The following is a 16,010-nucleotide window of genomic DNA, read 5'->3' as shown; positions in this document are numbered from 1 at the left end:
CAGAATGTGCTGGGCTAATCTCGCGCGTCGGATATATTCGCAGTCTTTACTGAAAGGCTGTTCATGCAGTGCGAGCGATGCGGCCGCGCAAACCGGGCTGGCAACGATTATTGTGAAGATTGCGGTGCGCCGTTAGGCCTCAAATGTGACTCCTGTCAGCATGTGAACGGGCCCTCCAGCCGCTTCTGCGGCCGCTGCGGCACCGCGCTCGCCGCGGGCAGCGTCCGTCCCGATGCGCCTTCGCAACGGCTGCTTCGTTCGCTCAGCACCAAGGGCGGCGAACGCAAGAACCTCACTCTGCTGTTTGCCGATATCCGCAACTCGACCAATCTGATCGACAGCCTCGGCGATCCCGAGCTCGGCATGCGGCGGCTGGAGCCGGTGCTCGACCTGATGAAGGAGGCCGTCCACCGCTACGACGGCATCGTCAACAAGATCCAGGGCGACGGCGTCATGGCGCTGTTCGGCGCGCCGCCGCGCCCGCACGAGGACCATGCGGTCCGCGGCTGTCTCGCCGCGCTCGCCATGCAGGATTCGGTGGCCAGGCTCGCCGATCCCGGCATGCAGATCCGGGTCGGGCTGCATACCGGCGAAGTCGTCGTTCAGACGGTGGAAAACACCATCTACCAGACCTACGACGCCGCCGGCGCCAACGTCCATATCGCCAACCGGATGGAGCAGATGGCCGATGAGGGGACGATCCTCATCACGCGGGACACCTATCTCGGCGCCAGGCAATTCGTCGAGGTCATGCCGCTCGGTATGCAGACCATTCGCGGCATCTCGATGCCGGTGGAGGTCTTCAAGCTGACCGGGCTGCTCAGCGCGCCCGCCAGCGACGTTTTCCGCAGCGGCCGCCGCCTGACCTCGATGGTCAACCGCACCGAGCAGATGGCGGCGTTGGAGCATGAGCTGTCACGTGCGGTTGCCGGCGACGGCCGGGTCGTCGGCATGGTCGGCGATGCCGGTATCGGCAAGAGCCGACTTTGCTTCGAGTTCGCCGAAAATTGCCGCCGCAAGGGCATTCGCGTCTACGAGGCGCGCGTGCTGGCGCATGGCCGCGCAACGCCGTTCCAGCCCGTGCTCGAGCTGCTGCGCGATATCTTCGGCATCCGCGTCAAGGAGCCGATCGAGACATCCCGGCGTCGCGTCATCGACCGCTTTGCCGAGATGGCCTCGTCGGAGCAGGAGCTGCTGGTGCTGCTCGAATTTCTCGGGCTTGCCGATCCGGAGCATCCGGCCCCGAAGCTCGATCCGCGCGCGCTGCGGCTGCAGCTGCTCGATCTCGTTCGAACGCTGGTGCACGCGCGCCCCGGGGACGCGCCGGCGGTCGTCATGATCGAGGACCTGCACTGGATCGATGCCGCCAGCGAGGAGTTCGTCGAGACGCTGGTCGATGCCATCGTCGGCACCGCGACGTTCCTGGTGGTCAATTTCAGGCCGGGCTTCACGGCACCTTTCATGCAGCGGTCTCACTACCGTCAGATCGCCATCCCGCCGCTGCCGTGGTCCGATTCGAACGAGCTGCTCCGCGAGCATTTCGGCAGGCATCCCTCGCTGGCCTCGCTGAGCAGCAATGTCATTGAACGCGCGCAGGGCAATCCGTTCTTCATCGAGGAGCTGGCCAACACCGTCGTGGAGCGCGGCAATGTCGAGGGCGAACGCGGCAACTACCGGCTCAAGCATGGCGTCGATGCGGTGCCGTTGCCCGCGACGGTGCAGGCCGTCGTGGCCGCCCGCATCGATCACCTCGAGGATATCGCCAAGCAGGTGCTCGAGACGGCGGCCGTCATCGGCCGGCTGGTCGCAATGTCGGTGCTGCGCCCGGTCGCGGCGCTGCCGAACGACGATTTGCAGAACGCCATCGCGCAGCTCCGCCAGGCCGAGCTGCTGTACGACCTGCCGCCCTACGACAAGGGACTGCTGGCGTTTCGCCATCCATTGATCCAGGAGGTCGCCTATGCAACCCAGTTGCGGTCGCGGCTGACCACGCTGCATGCGACCGTCGCCAAGGCCATCGAGGGCTTCGACTGGGGCAAGCTCGACGAGTTTGCCGGGCTGCTCGCCTATCACTACGAGGCCGCTGGCCAGCCGCTGGAGGCGGTCACCCATTTGCAGCGTGCGGCGCGCTGGATCGGCAAGACCAACTCCGCCGAGGCAATGAAAAGCTGGAAAAAGGTTCGCGCCCTGCTGCAGGACCAGCCCCAGTCCGAATATGTCGACCGGCTGCGGGCGATGTCGAGCGGCCAGATCCTCAACTTCGGCTGGCGTGAGGGCATGTCCGCCGAAGAGGTCAAGCCCTACGCCGAAGAGGCGATCAAATACGCGCGCGCGGCGGACCCGGTGCACGAGCCGATCCTGCTCGGCGCCTACGGCAGGATCCTCGCCGCGACCGCGGCGGCCGACGACTATGTCAATCTCGTGCAGGACGCCTTGAAGCTCACTTCCGGCACCGGGGACGTCGGACGGTTTGCGACGGTCAATGCCATGCTGAGCCAGGCGTTCTTCCTGTCGGGCCGTCTTGCCGAGGCGCTCGACGCCGGGCAGGTGGCGGTTGCCGCGATTGCCGAGCAGGGCGGTTTTCACAACAACGTCACACTCGGTCTCAACCCGAACCAGATTCTCGGCTTTGATGTCGAGCACTGGATCAGGTGCCTTGGCACCAGAATTCTGGTGCGACTCGGCCGGTTCGACGAGGCCGAACGGCGGATCGCCGAGGTGCTGCGGGCCGAGCCGGAGCGCTTCGCCGCCGTCGTGCAGTTCATTCCGCATTTTGCGATGGTGGAGATGGGCTGGAGCCGCGGCCGGCCGGAACTCGCCAAGCCGCATGCGGCGAGGATCGCCGAACTGGCCGAGCAGTCCGGCACGCCCTATCTGCGGGTCGCGGCGCTCGCCAGCGCCGGCCTCGCCAGCGGCGCCGCAGGCGACTTCAAGGTTGCCGCCGCCCAGCTTCAGGAAGCGATCGATTTTGCGCGCTCTGCGCGAGCCGGCCTCGAATTCGAGGCCCGCATGCTGGCGGACCTGGCCGAAGCGCTCTATCGCGCCGCCGACCACCATGCGGCCCTGCAAGCAGTGGACGAGGCGCTGATGGTCGCGCGGCGAAGGACCGATCGCATCGCCGAGCTGCACGCGACCGTGCTGCGCGGCCTGATCATTTGCGCTTTGGGCAGCACGTCACATGATGAGCTTGACGAGATTGTCGGCGGCGCCCAGAATTTGCTCGACGTCTCGGGGGCAGTCTACTTCACACCACAACTCGATCAGCTTCGATTGCATCTTGAGCGACGCCGCTAGACGCGACAATTTTTTCATTTCTGGAAACAAGGTATTGAGGGGGTTCTAATGGGACGGATGATTCAAGACGATACGACGCGCGATGTCCTTGATCTGCTGAACAAGCGGTTTGGTCCCGGCGGGATCATGGAAATGGTCGAGCTGCAAAAGGAGTTCGACATCTTCTCTCCCAATCATCCCCTCGAGCAGTCGTTCCGGCTGATCGGGATCGAGCCGGCCGACCGGATCGAACGGAAGCGCTGGTACACCTTCCTCGGCACGCTGAAGGACTATCCGTCCGATCAGCCCAATGTGAGCGGATACAAGCGGGTGGTCCAGGCGTTCCGCCAGGCGCTCACGCAGAGTCCGTATCTGCCGGTGCTGGTTAGCGTTCACGCCATGAAGGAAAATCCGAAGGTGACGTTTGCAGCCGATGGCCACACGCCGCTGATCTACTCGACCCAGTCGTATCGGGTTCTGTCGATCCCGACCAAGCCAAGCCAGGTCGCCCGCAAGGAGCTTGCCGCGATGGCGAAGCAGCGGCGGGCCAAAGCCAAGAAGTGAGCAAGACGTGAGCATCGCGGCGGAGACCGCAGGTTTCGGCGCCGAAGGCGACCGGGCGCGGTTCTCCGACCTCTATGCCGATGTCGAATCCTACTACAGCGCGCGGGTCGCCAAATACGGCGCCACCCCGCGCGGGGTGGACTGGTCCTGCCAGGCCACCCAGGACCTCCGCTTCGTCCAGTTGCTGAAGCTCTGCGACTTCTCCGCACCGTTCAGCCTGAACGACATCGGCTGCGGATACGGCGCGCTGTGCGCCTATCTCGCAAGGCGCCATCCGCAGGCGGAGATCGACTATCTCGGGATCGATCTGTCGCTCGCCATGATCAGCCGCGCGCGCCGCCGTTTCTCGGCGCCGGGGCGCCGCTTCAAGGTCGGGAGGGGCAGCCCGCGCCGCGCGACCTATTCGGTCGCGAGCGGCATCATGAATGTCAATATCGGCGGCTGCCGCCGATCCTGGGAGGCATTCGTCGCCGAGATGCTGGCCGACCTGCGCCGCGCCAGCCTGCGCGGCTTCAGCGTCAACTTCGTCACCGGGGAGGCCGCAGCCACCGCGGATGCGGCGCAGGTGCAGCTGTATTGCACGAGCCCCGAGCCGTGGATCCATTATTGCGAACGCGAGCTTGGCTGCACCGTTGAGACCGTCGACGGCTACGGAATGAACGAAGTCACCCTGCTGGCGCGATGCAGGGATTGCTGATCGGGCTGCGGACTATCGCTTGTCCAGAATCCGCAACTCGGCCGTGGCGCTGGCGACCGTCACATCGTTGGCGTCGATCAGATCGGCTTCCACGATCATGTCGCGGTCGGTCTGCGAGATGACCTTCGCCTTGGCCGTGATCGGGCCGATGCGCGCCGGTTTGAGAAACCGCGTAGTGAGAGTCCTCGTCACGACGGTCCGCGTTGCCGGCAGCGCTGCGAGAGCGCCGAGGCCTGTGGCCGAATCCAGCATCGCGGCAAGGAAACCGCCCTGGATCGTTCCATGGCGGTTCGTGAACAAGGGTTGCGCCTCGAAACGGACTGTGGCGATTTCACCGTCGAAGCCCAGCCACTCGCGTCCAAGAAGTTGCGCGCCGGGCGGCACGTCTGCGCTTGCTTCACTCAAGCCGGTCACCGCAATTGTTGTCGGCCCAAATGTATCAGCTGGCTCATGCAATAAACTCGGTGTCGTCCCTGCCTCGTGCGCAATTGCGCACTAGGCAGGGACGACGACCGCAATGAGCCGCGCGACTTGCCGTCACCCCTCCGCGACCGCATCGCCCCAGGGCTGGAACGGCTCGGTGACGCCGCTGTTGGTGGTGCCGTCGCGCAGCACGACGCTCGGGCAGGCGAACTTCATCGGCAGGGTCTGGATACGGGCCTCCTCGAAATCGAAGCGGCCGCGCAGCGCCTCGCGTACGCTCGCGGGCAGGCGCTTGTCGCCGATCACCACGGCGCCCTCGCTGGCGTCGATCCGCGGCTGGTGGATCGCGGCGTCGAGATCCATGCCGAAATCCATCACGAAGGAGAGCAGTTGCGAAACCGCCGGCAGGATGCGGCGGCCGCCCGATGCGCCCGCGGCAAGCGTGCGGCCGTCGGCGGCCTGCGCCACGACCGGCGTGTAGTTGGTCAGGCAGCGCTTGCCGGGCGCGAGCGAGTTCGGATTGCCTTGCGTCGGATCGAACCACATGATGCCGTTGTTCATGGTCAGCCCGGTGTTCGGCGTCACGAATTTGGAGCCGAAGGTCGACAGCAGCGTCTGCGTCACCGCGGCCATGTTGCCATCGCGGTCGACCGCGGAGAAATGCGTGGTGCAGCTTGGCGCGATCGCTTCGGCGCCGAGCGCGCGGCGGCCGTCGACGTCGCCCATGTCCTTCAGCCGTTCGCGATAGGCGGCTTGCAGCGCCTCGGCATAGGCAGCGTAGGCCGCCGCATCCGGGCCGCCTTGCGCGGGCGCGAGCGCCTTTTGCAAAAGGCCGAGCGTGCGAGCCATGGTCGGACCCGCGGTCAGCTCCGGCGTCGCATAGACCGTGCCGCCGCGATAGGGAATCTTCAGCGGCTCGCGCAGATGGGCGCGGAAGGCGGCGAGGTCGCGTACCGACAGCGCGCCGCCGGCGGCCTGGATGTCGTCGGCGATGCTGCGCGCAAGATCGCCCTCGTAGAAATCGCGCGGGCCGGCCGCGGCGAGCTGCGCCATCGTGGCCTTGAGCTTGTCCTGCGGCATGCGGACCACCGACCTGATGCCCCATTGCGCGTTCGGCGGCAGGCCGTCCTGCAGATACGCCGCCGCGCTGGCGGGATAGCGCCGCAGATCGGCCGCGGAGCTTGCGATCATCGCGGTGGTCCACCAATCGACCAAAAGGCCATCGCCGGCGAGCTTGACGCTCGGCGCCAGCAGGTCCTTCCACGGCATCCTGGCGTGGCGGCGATGCGCTTCCTCCATGCCGGCAACGACGCCGGGCACCGCGATCGAGCCGGGGCCGTGCAGGTTGCGGTCGTCCTTGACCCGCGCCCAGGGGAACAGGTCGGAGGCCGCGCCGCCGGTCAGCGGATAATCCTCGATACGCAGGCCGTCGGGCGCGCGCATGCCGTAGTCGATCACCTCGACGCGTTTCTCCTTGGCGCGATACAGCACCATCGCGCCGCCGCCGCCGGCGCCGCTCATCCACGGCTCCACGACGCCAAGCGCGAAGGTGGTTGCGATCACGGCGTCGACGCAATCGCCGCCCGCAGCCAATACCTCCGCGCCGACCTCGGCCGCCCGGCGCGACTGTGCGGCGACGATGCCGCCCTTGGCGCTGACGGCCGGCTTGCGGATCACTTGCGAGTTGGAGAACTGGTCGGACATGGCGTTGCTTTCGCTGTTCTTGTTGCGGGTGGGGCACGTTGGCGTAGCATGCCAAGCATGGCACTGTCAGTGCAACAACAAGAACCAATTTCAGGGAGCGGAAAATGACTGGTGTGAAGCGTGAACGGGACGGCAAGACCGGCATCCTGACGCTCAACGATCCCGCGAGCCTGAACGCCATGACGCCGGAACTGCTCGGCGATCTCGCACTCGCCGTCGGCGAGATGAGCCTCGATCCCGGCATCCGCGCTCTGATTCTGACCGGGGAGGGACGCGGCTTCTGCTCCGGGCAGAACCTCAAGGCGTTCCAGTCGCTCGGCGACAATATCTACACCGGCGTGATGAGGCATTATTGGCCGGCGATGCAGGCCTTGCGCGAATGCCGCGTGCCTGTCGTGGTCGCGGTCAACGGCGTCGCGGCCGGCGGCGGCTTCAGCCTCGCGATGTCCGGCGACATCATCCTGGCGGCGCGCTCGGCGAGCTTCATTCAGGTGTTCAGCCGGATCGGCCTGGTGCCCGACCTCGGCTCGACCTGGCTCTTGCCGCGCCTGATCGGCCGCCAGCGCGCGCTCGACCTGATGCTGCTGAACGAGCCGCTGCCGGCCGAGCGGGCCAAGGAGTGGGGGTTGGTGCGCGACGTGGTCGATGATGCAAAACTGCTCGACGAGGCGACGGCGCTCGCCGGCCGTCTCGCCGACGGACCGACGCGCGCGCTGGTCGCGACCCGGCAGCTGCTCGAGGAGAGCGACCACGCGAGCTACGCCGATCAGTTCCGCCGCGAGATCGAGCTGCAGCAGGTGATCCGCGAAAGCGCCGACGCGAAGGAGGGCCGCCAGGCCTTCGTCGAGAAACGCAAGCCCCAGTTCACAGGGCGCTAGAGCGGGACGAGTTATGGTTGAATCGGTTGGCCGCGATTTCGGTTCACCTCTCCCCGCCGGGGAGAGGTCGGATTGCGTAGCAATCCGGGTGAGGGGCCTTGCTCTCTCGTTGGACCGTAACCCCTCACCCGATTTGCGCTGGACGACGCTTCGCATCGCCAGGCGCAAATCGACCTCTCCCAAGGGAGAGGTGAACGTTCGATGCGGATCCAGTTCAACTTAAGCTCGTGCTTCAGGCCGTGATGCTCCGCCTCTTCTCCACGTTAGCCGATCGCAATCGCGACCTTGCCGAAATGCGCGCCGCTCGCCATGTGGGCGAACGCGGCCTTGGCCTGGTCGAACCCGAACACCTTGTCGATGACGGGCTTGACGCCGTGCAGGCTGATGCCGTCGCACAGCGCCTGCAGATCCTCGATCGAGCCGACGGTGACGCCTTGCAGCCGCTGCTGCTGCATCACCATCAGCGGCAGCCGCGTGTCGGACGGGGCGGGACCTGCGAGCACGCCGATGAAGGCGATGGTGCCGCCGATCCTGGTGGCGCGGATCGATTCGTTCAGCGTGCCGATGCCGCCGACCTCGACAACGAGATCGACGCCGCGCCCGGTCAGCTCGCGCGCCTTCTTGCCCCAGTCCGGCGTGGTCTTGTAGTTGAGCGTGACGTCGGCGCCGAGCTGTTTCAGCCGCGCGATCTTGGCGTCGCTGGAAGATGTCGCGATGACGCGGGCGCCGCACATCTTGGCGAATTGCAGCGCGAACAGCGAGACGCCGCCGGTGCCCTGGGTCAGCACCGTTTGCCCCGGCTTGAGGTCGCCGAGCTTGACCACCGCGCTCCACGCAGTGAGGCCGGCGCATGGCAGTGCCGCGGCCTCGATGTCGTTCAGATGATCCGGCGTGCGCACCAGCGCATGCGCGGGGAAGACCCGGTACTCGGTCAGCACACCGTCGACGCTGCCGCCGAGCGCCGCGCGCATCCGCGCCTCGTTCGGCTCGCCGCCGAGCCAGCTTTCGAAGAAGCTGCCGATCACGCGATCGCCGGGTGCGAAGCTTCTGACGCCGGCGCCGACCGCCTCGACAACGCCGGCGCCGTCGGAGACCGGGACCAGCGGAAATTTCTGGCGCGAGCCGTAGCCGCCCTTGACCGTGAGCAGGTCGCGATAGTTCAGCGTCGCCGCCTTCAGCCGCACCAGGACTTCGCCGGGGCCGGCTTGCGGAACCGGCTTGTCGACCAGCGCCAGCGCGTCGACGCCGCCGGGGCCTTGCAATTCATAGCATTTCACGGAACGTCCCCTGCTCGGTGCCCTTGTGTTGGGCAGCGCTCGCGGCGCCGCCGCGCATGCTCCGAGCATATGTCAGGCCTGCCGCGCGTGGCCATAGCGCGCAGCGGGGCCGATGGAATGGCGCCCATGTCCGAACGCGTTGGCCCTGCCCGAAAATACCGCCAATCTGTGCCGTCAATGAAGTGACCGAGCGGAGGTGACCATGGCTGCCTTGCTTGAGACGAAGCGCGATCTGATCGCCACCCTCGCACGCGGCGCGGTTCGCGTGCTGCTTGCCGCTGCATGGATCGCTTGCGGTAGTGCGATGGCCGCAGCAGACGACAGCCTCTACCGTGCGCAGACCGTCGTCACCGGCCAGAGCGAGCCGAACCGCATCATTGGCTTCGGTGCATGTCTGGAGGACGTGCTGATCAAGGTCTCCGGTCAGCCAATGCTGGCAGGCGACCGCCGGCTTGCCGCCTACAAATCGAAGGCCAAGGCGTTCGTCAGCAGTTTCGACTATCACGATCAATATGCCGGCAAGCCGCATCATGACGAGCAGGGCACCCGCGACCGGCCGTACGACCTGACGGTGGGTTTCGACGAGAAGAAGATCGACGGCATTCTCGCCAGCCTCGGTCTCAAGCCGTGGCGGTCGCGGCGGCCGGTGCTCGGCGTCTTCGCCGAGATGCAGCACGGTCCGAAGGACTACATCGTCACATCCGACGGGACGCAGTCCGACCTGCAACGCGACGCGCTTGCGGCCGCGGCCGGCAAACGCGGCATGCGCTTCGTGCTGCCCGATGCAGCGGCGTTGACGAGTGCCAGCGTCACCGTCGCCGAACTGTCGAAGACGCCGCCGGCGAAGCTGAGCTCGATCGTCGCGCCGCAGGGCGGCGAGGCCACCCTGCTTGGACGGCTGGTCTGGGACGACAAGGATCTCGGCTGGGCCACGCAATGGCGGATGGCCTGGCACGGCAAGGATTACAAATGGCAGTTCCGCGGCGTCACCTTCGACGAAGCCTTCCGCCGCGGCATCGGCGGTGCCGCGCAAGTGCTGTCGGGCAATGGCGATCCGGGGCGATCGAAATGAGCTTGCGCGGGCGCAACGGCTGATTTGCTAGCCGGCGTAGCCGAGCGTTTGCGACGGGTATTCTCCGAACATCGCGCGGTAATATTGCGAGAAGCGCCCGAGCTCGATGAAGCCCTGTTCGATCGCAACCTTGGAGACGGTGGTCTGGTCCGGAGTGCTTTCGCGCAGGATCGAACGGATCATGCAGAGCCGCTTGTAGCGCAGGAATGTCACCGGGCCGACGCCGAACACCTCGTGGAAGGCGCGGTGCAGGCTGCGTCGCGACAGCCGAAGCTCGGTGCAGATTTCCGAGACATGGACCGGGCGCGTGCCCGCGGCGTGCAGATAGTCCTCGACGTGGCGCACCAGTCGCATCGCCGACGGCAGATAGCTCGTGCCGTCGGGCGGCAGCGATGTGATGACCGTCGCGGTCACGCAGTCGATGATCGCGCGCTTCCAGAAGCCGGCCGACGCGTCCGTCAAGGCGTCCGGATAGCGCGCGAGATGCGCGACGATCTGCGGCAGTTTGTCCGCGGCGCCCATGCCGATCGTGGGGTCGGCGCGAAAGTGGTTCTTCGCCTGCCAGGTTTCGGCGTCGGCGAGCCGCGGCTCGCCGCCGAATATGTCGGGCAGCTCAGCCAGGTCGAAGCGGATGGCCGCGTAGGAGGAGGCGCTGTGAAAGACCCCGTCATGCTCGACCGATGGAGGAATCACCAGCACATCGGCCGGCTGCATGTCGAACGCCCAATGCGTGACGCGGTCGGTCGCGTTCAGCAGCATTCCGATGATCAGCTTGGGATCGGTCGAGATGCGTTGGGTGCGGACCCCGACATTGAACGCGCCGATGCTGAGCGAGAAATCACCGATCCCGACGTGAGACAATGTGCCGCGCAGCTTGCCGCGCTCAAGCTGCATGACTTCGACATGCGAGCCTTTGACGGCATCGTGGAGACCCTCGAAGCCGTCAAGCTCGCCGGTGCTAACCGTCAGGTGCTGGCCCATATCCACGTTCACAACTGCAGCGCGATTAATCTACTAAAACCAAATGCTTGAAGTCGGTACAAAAAGTGCGGCCGCGACAATGTGCCTAGATTGGTTCGATTCGCATGGCGAGATCGTGGTATGGATTTGCATACGTGCAGATTTTCGCTTGTTTTTTCGAGAAAGCAACAATGGCGACCACATCGGATTGATCGAATTGGAGCATCTTTCGTTAAGCCTGCACGCCTCGGGGTTGAGTTTGGCACAAAGTGCACATCACTTGTATGGTGCGTTCGGCTACGTTTGATCCGACAGCAGAATTTGCTCGTGACAACGTCCAGTGGAACGAGTCACGATGGAGAAACCCTGTGCACGCAAATGTGCACACGGATAGCGACGGAGGAAAAGGGAAGAAGGCCTGACGGATCAACGCTGCCGAAACGTGCAGCACAGAAAAATGGAAGGGCGCGACAATGCACTCAGGCACGACGCAATCAGGCACGACATTCGGTCATCGAGATCATAAGGCCGCGATCTTCAACAAGATTTTCCGTCTGACCGCCATTGGAGCAGCCGCGATTGTCGCGCAACTGGCCCCAGCGTCCGCGGTCAGCATCGGCGCTTCCGCTTCACTGCCGATCGTCAAACAGCAAGAAGGCAGCGGTAACGTTGTGCAGGTGCGCGCTGTCGCGCGCCGCGGCGGCGTTGCCGTCGGACCGCGCGGCGGTGCGGTCGCTTATCGTAGCCGGACGGTGGTGCGTCCGGGAGTTCGGCCCGGCTGGCACGGCGGCGGCACGCGCTGGGTCGGGCCCGGACCGCGGCCGGGAGGTTGGGCGCGGCCCGGCTGGTACGGCTGGCCGATCGGGGGCGCGGTCGCGGCCGGCGCGGCGATCGGTTTCGTTAGCGCGGCGAGCGCAGCCGCCTGGGCCGGACCGCCACCGGCAGCGGGCATGTGCTGGTACTACACCGACCCGTCGCGAACACAGGGCTTCTGGGACTACTGCTCGCGGTAATGCGCAAAGAGGTGCATCGCCATGTCCCGGGTAGAGATCGCCTCCGCTGAATCAGAGCGTGACGACCGCGTCCGGACCGGCGACATGGTCTGGATTCCCGGCGGCACGTTCCGCATGGGCTCCGACCATCACTATCCGGAGGAGGCGCCGGCGCATCGGGCGTCGGTCGACGGCTTCTGGATCGACCGCACCCCGGTGACCAACGCTCAATTCCGCGAATTCGTGCGGGAGACCGGGCACATCACGGTCGCCGAGCGGCCGCCGGATCCTGCGCAATATCCGGGTGCGCTGCCGCATATGCTCTACGCCGGCTCGCTGGTGTTTCAGCCGCCGCGCCGGGTCACCACCCTGCGCGACTGGAGCCAATGGTGGACCTTGATGAAGGGCGCGAACTGGCGCCGACCCTACGGCCCGCGCAGCAACATCAACGTGCTCGGCAGCCACCCGGTCGTCCACGTCGCCTATGCCGATGCGCTCGCCTACGCCAAATGGGCCGGCAAGGAACTTCCGACCGAAGCCGAGTGGGAGTTCGCGGCACGTGGCGGGCTCGAGGCCGAGGAGTTCGCCTGGGGCAGTGCCTTGACGCCGGGCGGCAAGCACATGGCCAACACATGGCAGGGCAATTTCCCTATTCAGAACCTCTGCGAGGACGGCTTCGACCGGACCTCGCCGGTGACCGCGTTTCCGCCGAATGGCTATGGCGTCCACGACATGATCGGCAATGTCTGGGAGTGGACCGCCGACTGGTGGTCCACTCGTCATGAGGCCGACGCCGCGAAGCCCTGCTGCATCCCGCAGAATCCGCGCGGCGGCCGCGAGGAAGCAAGCTACGACCCCGCCCAGCCCGCGATCAAGATTCCGCGGAAGGTGCTGAAGGGCGGCTCGCATCTCTGTGCCCCGAACTATTGCCGCCGCTATCGCCCCGCCGCGCGGCATGCCGAACCGGTCGACACGTCCACCAGTCACGTCGGCTTCCGCTGCGTGGTGCGGTCGCGGACGTCTCAGCCAGCTTAAAGAGTAGGGAGCGACGAATGAGCGATGAAGCCGAATTGAAGAACAATGGGGCGGCCAAACTCAATGCTAGTAGCCGTGGTACGTTACTTCGCACCTTGTTCGCGGCGGCGTTGGTTGCGACAAGCCTGTCGCCATTGGGCAGGTCGCCCGCGCTCGCGCAGCAGCCGGGCACGGCGAAGCCGAACATCCTCGTCATCTTCGGCGACGACATCGGCCAGTCGACGACCGCTGCTTGATCTGTCGGTGCACTGAGATGCAGGTCGATGTATTTTGACCCGACCACTATCTCTCGACGGTCCAGGGCCGCTTCGGTCATCGATCGGGATCGCGCGATCGCCGATGCGATCGCTTCAGCCGCCGCGCAATGCGGGGGCGCAACGCCGGTGGCTAGGCCGCCATCAATTGCTGAAGCGCAACAGCCTGCTCACGGGTCTGGAATGCGATGGCGGTGTGGGTAAAGCCCGACGAGGCCTGGGTCTGCGCGATGTGATTGAGGACCTCAGTGCCCTTGACCACGTGAAGTTCCATTCCCGGGCCGGCCGGGAAAATCCCCAGAACGACGTCGTAGGCCTCGACGATGGCCTTCAAGGCGCCACCCTTGTCTTCCGACGCGTCGATAAAGATACGAACATCCGCGGCGATACTACGAAGTTCGTCAAAGTCGATCACTGGAAGTCTCCCATACGCAACTCACTGATCGATCCTAGCTACAACTTGCTTACTGAAACATAAATTACGCGGGTTCCTCACTGGACAAGTGTCGCTAGAGCGTTTTCGAGCGAAGTGGATACCGGTTCGCGTGAAGAAAACGCGTCAAAACAAGAATCTAGAGCCCCGTTCCGATTCCATCGGAACGGGAAAAGCTCTAGGCGCCGGTCGGCGGTCTCCGCTTCGCGATGCGTTTGACCGGCGCATGGGCCGGCACGGCATTCGAGGTCTGGTCGGCCATGTGGGGAATGCGGTGCTCGATATGCGCCACGACCCGGAAGAAGCCGTCCAGCGCCTTGGCGTCGAGGCCGGCCGTGAGGTTGCTGTGCCGGCGCAGGATTTCATCCAGACTGCGGTCGAGCAGCGCCACGCCTTGCGATGTCAGCCGGATCTCGGTCCGGTTCCGGGCGCTGCCTCGCACCGGCGTCAGCTCGATCAGCCCCTTTTTCTTCAGCGACGTCGTCTCGCGGCTGACGACGGCCTTGTCCAGTTGCGCATTGGTCCAGATGTCGTAGGCGCTTGCCGGCTCATGCTCCCTGAGAAAGGACAGCACCCGCCATTCCGCGAGCGATACGCCGTAGGCCTGCGGGAAGAACGCATTGGCGTTGGCGCGCAGCTTCGCGACCAGGCTCGAGAGCACCGTCGGCACGTAACGTTCGAAGTCGATCACCAGCTCCGAGCCCGTGTCCCCTTGCGGGGCGCGGCGCGGGGCAGGGGCGCTGGTGCGGTTTGTTGCAGTCCGGCTTTTCATTCTTTCACGAGTTGAGTGCGCGCGATCAGGACCAAGGCCGCCGCGACGAGGAGAACGCCTGTTACCACGAGGAACCCGGTGGTGAAACTGCCCGAGGCGTCCTTGGCGCGTCCGATCACGATCGGGATCGTGGCGCCCCCGATGCTGCCGATGGTGCTGACCAGGCCGATCGCGCCCGGCGCGCTCTGCCGCGACATGTAGGACTGCGGGATGGTCCAGAACACCGCCTGCGTGCCATAGACGCCGACATTGGCAACCATGAAGCCGATGATGATCCAGAGCGGCGACGTTGAAAAGGCCGCTATTGCGAAGCCGGCCGCTGCGATCACGAAGGTCATGGCCGCATAATAGAAGCGCTCACCGACATGGTCGGAGTGCCGCGACAATGCGATCATGCCGATCAGGCCGGCGACGGGCGGGATCGCGGTCACGAAACCGACCTGTGAATTCGGCAGCCCGAACGACTTGATGATCTGCGGCAGCCACGGGAACAGCGAAGCCAGGCCGCAGAACAGGCCGAAATTGCACAGGCCGAACAGCAGCACCATCGGCTTGGTGATGGTCCTGAGCACGCCTTCGGCATGCACCACGCCGGTTGCCTTGGCATCGCGCTCCAGCGCGCCCATCAGCCAGTTGCGCTGCGCCGTCGACAGCCAGCTCGCCTGCTGCGGGCGGTCGGTCAGATAGAAGATGCCGACGATGCCGAGAATGATCGGCGGCAGGCCCTCGAGGATGAACAGCCATTTCCAGCCTGAAATGCCGAACGTTCCGTTCAGCTCGAGGATGACGCCGGAGATCAACGAGGCGAAGATATAGGAGATCGGCACCGCATAGTTGAACATCGCATTGTAGCGGGCGCGGTAGCTGAACGGAAACCAGAGGCTCAGCAGCAGCATCACCCCGGGAAACAGGCCGGACTCGGCGAAGCCGAGGAAGCCGCGGAACGCATAGAGGCTGAGCGGGCCCTGCGTGAAGGCCATCAGCACCGTGGCAATGCCCCACAGGATCGCGATCCGCGTCAGCGTAATGCGCGCGCCGTATTTGCTGAGGATCAGATTGCTCGGGATCTCGAAGATCGAATAGGTGAAGTACATGATGCCGACCGCGATGCCGAACTTCTCGGCATTGAGCCCGAGCTCCTTGTTCATCTGCAGCGCGGCAAAGGAGATGTTGCCGCGGTCGAGAATGGCGAGGAAGTACATCGCCATGACGAACCACATCAGGCGCAGGGCGACCTTGCGGATCGTGCTGCGTTCGATTTCCGGATCGGCGGTCGTACTCGCCGCCTTGTCCATCACGATTTCGGTCATCCCTGTCTCCCCCGATTTTCTTGATTTTTGAACGGTTGCCTTATGCCGGCAGGCAGACTTCCAGCCGGTCGCCCGCCACGCGGACGGGATAGGTCTGGATGTCGATCTCGACCGGACTGGTCAGCGCCTCGCCGGTCCGGATGTCGAAGCGGCCCATATGCAGCGGGCATTCGATCTCGCAACCGTCCAGCATGCCGTCGGACAGCAGCGCCTCCGCATGGGTGCAGATGTTGCTCGTCGCGTAATACTCGTTGCCGACGCGATAAAGCGCGACGTGATGTCTGCCGATTTCGATGCCGTACGGCTCGCCTTCGTTCAGCGCGCTGAGCGGGGCAGCTTCGTGCCAGGTTCCTTCGTCCACCATGT

Annotated in this window: 16 protein-coding genes; 8 read left to right on the top strand and 8 right to left on the bottom strand. The window is 65.2% G+C overall.

Features of this window, described 5'->3' with window-relative positions:
* Positions 1-63 precede the first annotated feature (63 nt).
* The 3 genes from ACE10X_RS33735 to ACE10X_RS33725 are packed head-to-tail and all read left to right on the top strand — an operon-like array spanning position 64 to position 4,534.
* Positions 64-3,294 carry an adenylate/guanylate cyclase domain-containing protein gene (locus ACE10X_RS33735; RefSeq protein ID WP_304556697.1) on the top strand — a complete coding sequence of 1,077 codons (3,231 nt, stop codon included), beginning with the start codon at positions 64-66 and terminating at the stop codon, positions 3,292-3,294.
* Between the two features lie 48 nt (positions 3,295-3,342).
* Positions 3,343-3,837 carry a hypothetical protein gene (locus ACE10X_RS33730; RefSeq protein ID WP_038382850.1) on the top strand — a complete coding sequence of 165 codons (495 nt, stop codon included), beginning with the start codon at positions 3,343-3,345 and terminating at the stop codon, positions 3,835-3,837.
* 7 nt (positions 3,838-3,844) lie between these two features.
* Positions 3,845-4,534 (top strand): trans-aconitate 2-methyltransferase, encoded by a 690-nt coding sequence (locus ACE10X_RS33725; protein WP_304556694.1) that lies wholly within the window; start codon positions 3,845-3,847, stop codon positions 4,532-4,534.
* Positions 4,535-4,546: 12 nt separating this feature from the next.
* On the opposite strand, the gene ACE10X_RS33720 is transcribed toward ACE10X_RS33725, so the two are convergent.
* Positions 4,547-4,948 carry a PaaI family thioesterase gene (locus ACE10X_RS33720; RefSeq protein WP_028335707.1) on the bottom strand — a complete coding sequence of 134 codons (402 nt, stop codon included), beginning with the start codon at positions 4,946-4,948 and terminating at the stop codon, positions 4,547-4,549.
* A 123-nt stretch (positions 4,949-5,071) separates the two neighbouring features.
* Positions 5,072-6,661, bottom strand: coding sequence for a gamma-glutamyltransferase (locus ACE10X_RS33715; protein ID WP_304556691.1), 1,590 nt, complete (start codon positions 6,659-6,661; stop codon positions 5,072-5,074).
* A gap of 104 nt (positions 6,662-6,765) precedes the next feature.
* Between ACE10X_RS33715 and ACE10X_RS33710 the strand changes: the two genes are divergently transcribed.
* On the top strand, positions 6,766-7,539 hold the full coding sequence (locus ACE10X_RS33710) for an enoyl-CoA hydratase-related protein (RefSeq protein WP_038382855.1): 774 nt from the start codon (positions 6,766-6,768) through the stop codon (positions 7,537-7,539).
* Between the two features lie 263 nt (positions 7,540-7,802).
* Here ACE10X_RS33710 and ACE10X_RS33705 read toward each other — a convergent pair whose 3' ends face one another.
* On the bottom strand, positions 7,803-8,816 hold the full coding sequence (locus ACE10X_RS33705) for an NAD(P)-dependent alcohol dehydrogenase (protein ID WP_038382856.1): 1,014 nt from the start codon (positions 8,814-8,816) through the stop codon (positions 7,803-7,805).
* 202 nt (positions 8,817-9,018) lie between these two features.
* Between ACE10X_RS33705 and ACE10X_RS33700 the strand changes: the two genes are divergently transcribed.
* Entirely contained in the window at positions 9,019-9,888 is an 870-nt protein-coding gene (locus ACE10X_RS33700) for a DUF2066 domain-containing protein (protein ID WP_038382857.1), read from the top strand.
* Positions 9,889-9,915: 27 nt separating this feature from the next.
* Here ACE10X_RS33700 and ACE10X_RS33695 read toward each other — a convergent pair whose 3' ends face one another.
* Positions 9,916-10,869 carry a helix-turn-helix domain-containing protein gene (locus tag ACE10X_RS33695; protein WP_304556686.1) on the bottom strand — a complete coding sequence of 318 codons (954 nt, stop codon included), beginning with the start codon at positions 10,867-10,869 and terminating at the stop codon, positions 9,916-9,918.
* Between the two features lie 452 nt (positions 10,870-11,321).
* Between ACE10X_RS33695 and ACE10X_RS33690 the strand changes: the two genes are divergently transcribed.
* The 3 genes from ACE10X_RS33690 to ACE10X_RS33680 are packed head-to-tail and all read left to right on the top strand — an operon-like array spanning position 11,322 to position 13,111.
* Complete coding sequence (locus ACE10X_RS33690; protein ID WP_038382860.1) at positions 11,322-11,861, top strand: hypothetical protein; 540 nt, start codon at positions 11,322-11,324, stop codon at positions 11,859-11,861.
* A gap of 21 nt (positions 11,862-11,882) precedes the next feature.
* Positions 11,883-12,875: a formylglycine-generating enzyme family protein gene (locus ACE10X_RS33685; protein ID WP_038382861.1), complete on the top strand. Its 993-nt coding sequence runs from the start codon at positions 11,883-11,885 to the stop codon at positions 12,873-12,875.
* Positions 12,876-12,892: 17 nt separating this feature from the next.
* Complete coding sequence (locus ACE10X_RS33680; RefSeq protein ID WP_157787876.1) at positions 12,893-13,111, top strand: hypothetical protein; 219 nt, start codon at positions 12,893-12,895, stop codon at positions 13,109-13,111.
* Positions 13,112-13,262: 151 nt separating this feature from the next.
* Here the strand turns inward: ACE10X_RS33680 and ACE10X_RS33675 are convergent, their stop codons facing one another.
* From ACE10X_RS33675 to ACE10X_RS33660, 4 genes are all read right to left on the bottom strand, one after another.
* Positions 13,263-13,544 carry a hypothetical protein gene (locus ACE10X_RS33675; RefSeq protein WP_028341211.1) on the bottom strand — a complete coding sequence of 94 codons (282 nt, stop codon included), beginning with the start codon at positions 13,542-13,544 and terminating at the stop codon, positions 13,263-13,265.
* 196 nt (positions 13,545-13,740) lie between these two features.
* Positions 13,741-14,253, bottom strand: a complete 513-nt coding sequence (locus tag ACE10X_RS33670) for a MarR family winged helix-turn-helix transcriptional regulator (RefSeq protein ID WP_028341210.1) — start codon at positions 14,251-14,253, stop codon at positions 13,741-13,743.
* A 77-nt stretch (positions 14,254-14,330) separates the two neighbouring features.
* Entirely contained in the window at positions 14,331-15,644 is a 1,314-nt protein-coding gene (locus ACE10X_RS33665) for an MFS transporter (protein ID WP_038382863.1), read from the bottom strand.
* A 40-nt stretch (positions 15,645-15,684) separates the two neighbouring features.
* Entirely contained in the window at positions 15,685-16,008 is a 324-nt protein-coding gene (locus ACE10X_RS33660) for a non-heme iron oxygenase ferredoxin subunit (protein WP_038382864.1), read from the bottom strand.
* Positions 16,009-16,010 lie beyond the last annotated feature (2 nt).

It is taken from the genome of Bradyrhizobium sp. Pha-3, from assembly GCF_042258325.1.
GTDB classification, from domain to species: Bacteria; Pseudomonadota; Alphaproteobacteria; order Rhizobiales; family Xanthobacteraceae; genus Bradyrhizobium; species Bradyrhizobium elkanii.
The sequence above is the reverse complement of the archived record's forward strand: the minus strand, read 5'-3'. Positions and strand labels throughout refer to the sequence as shown.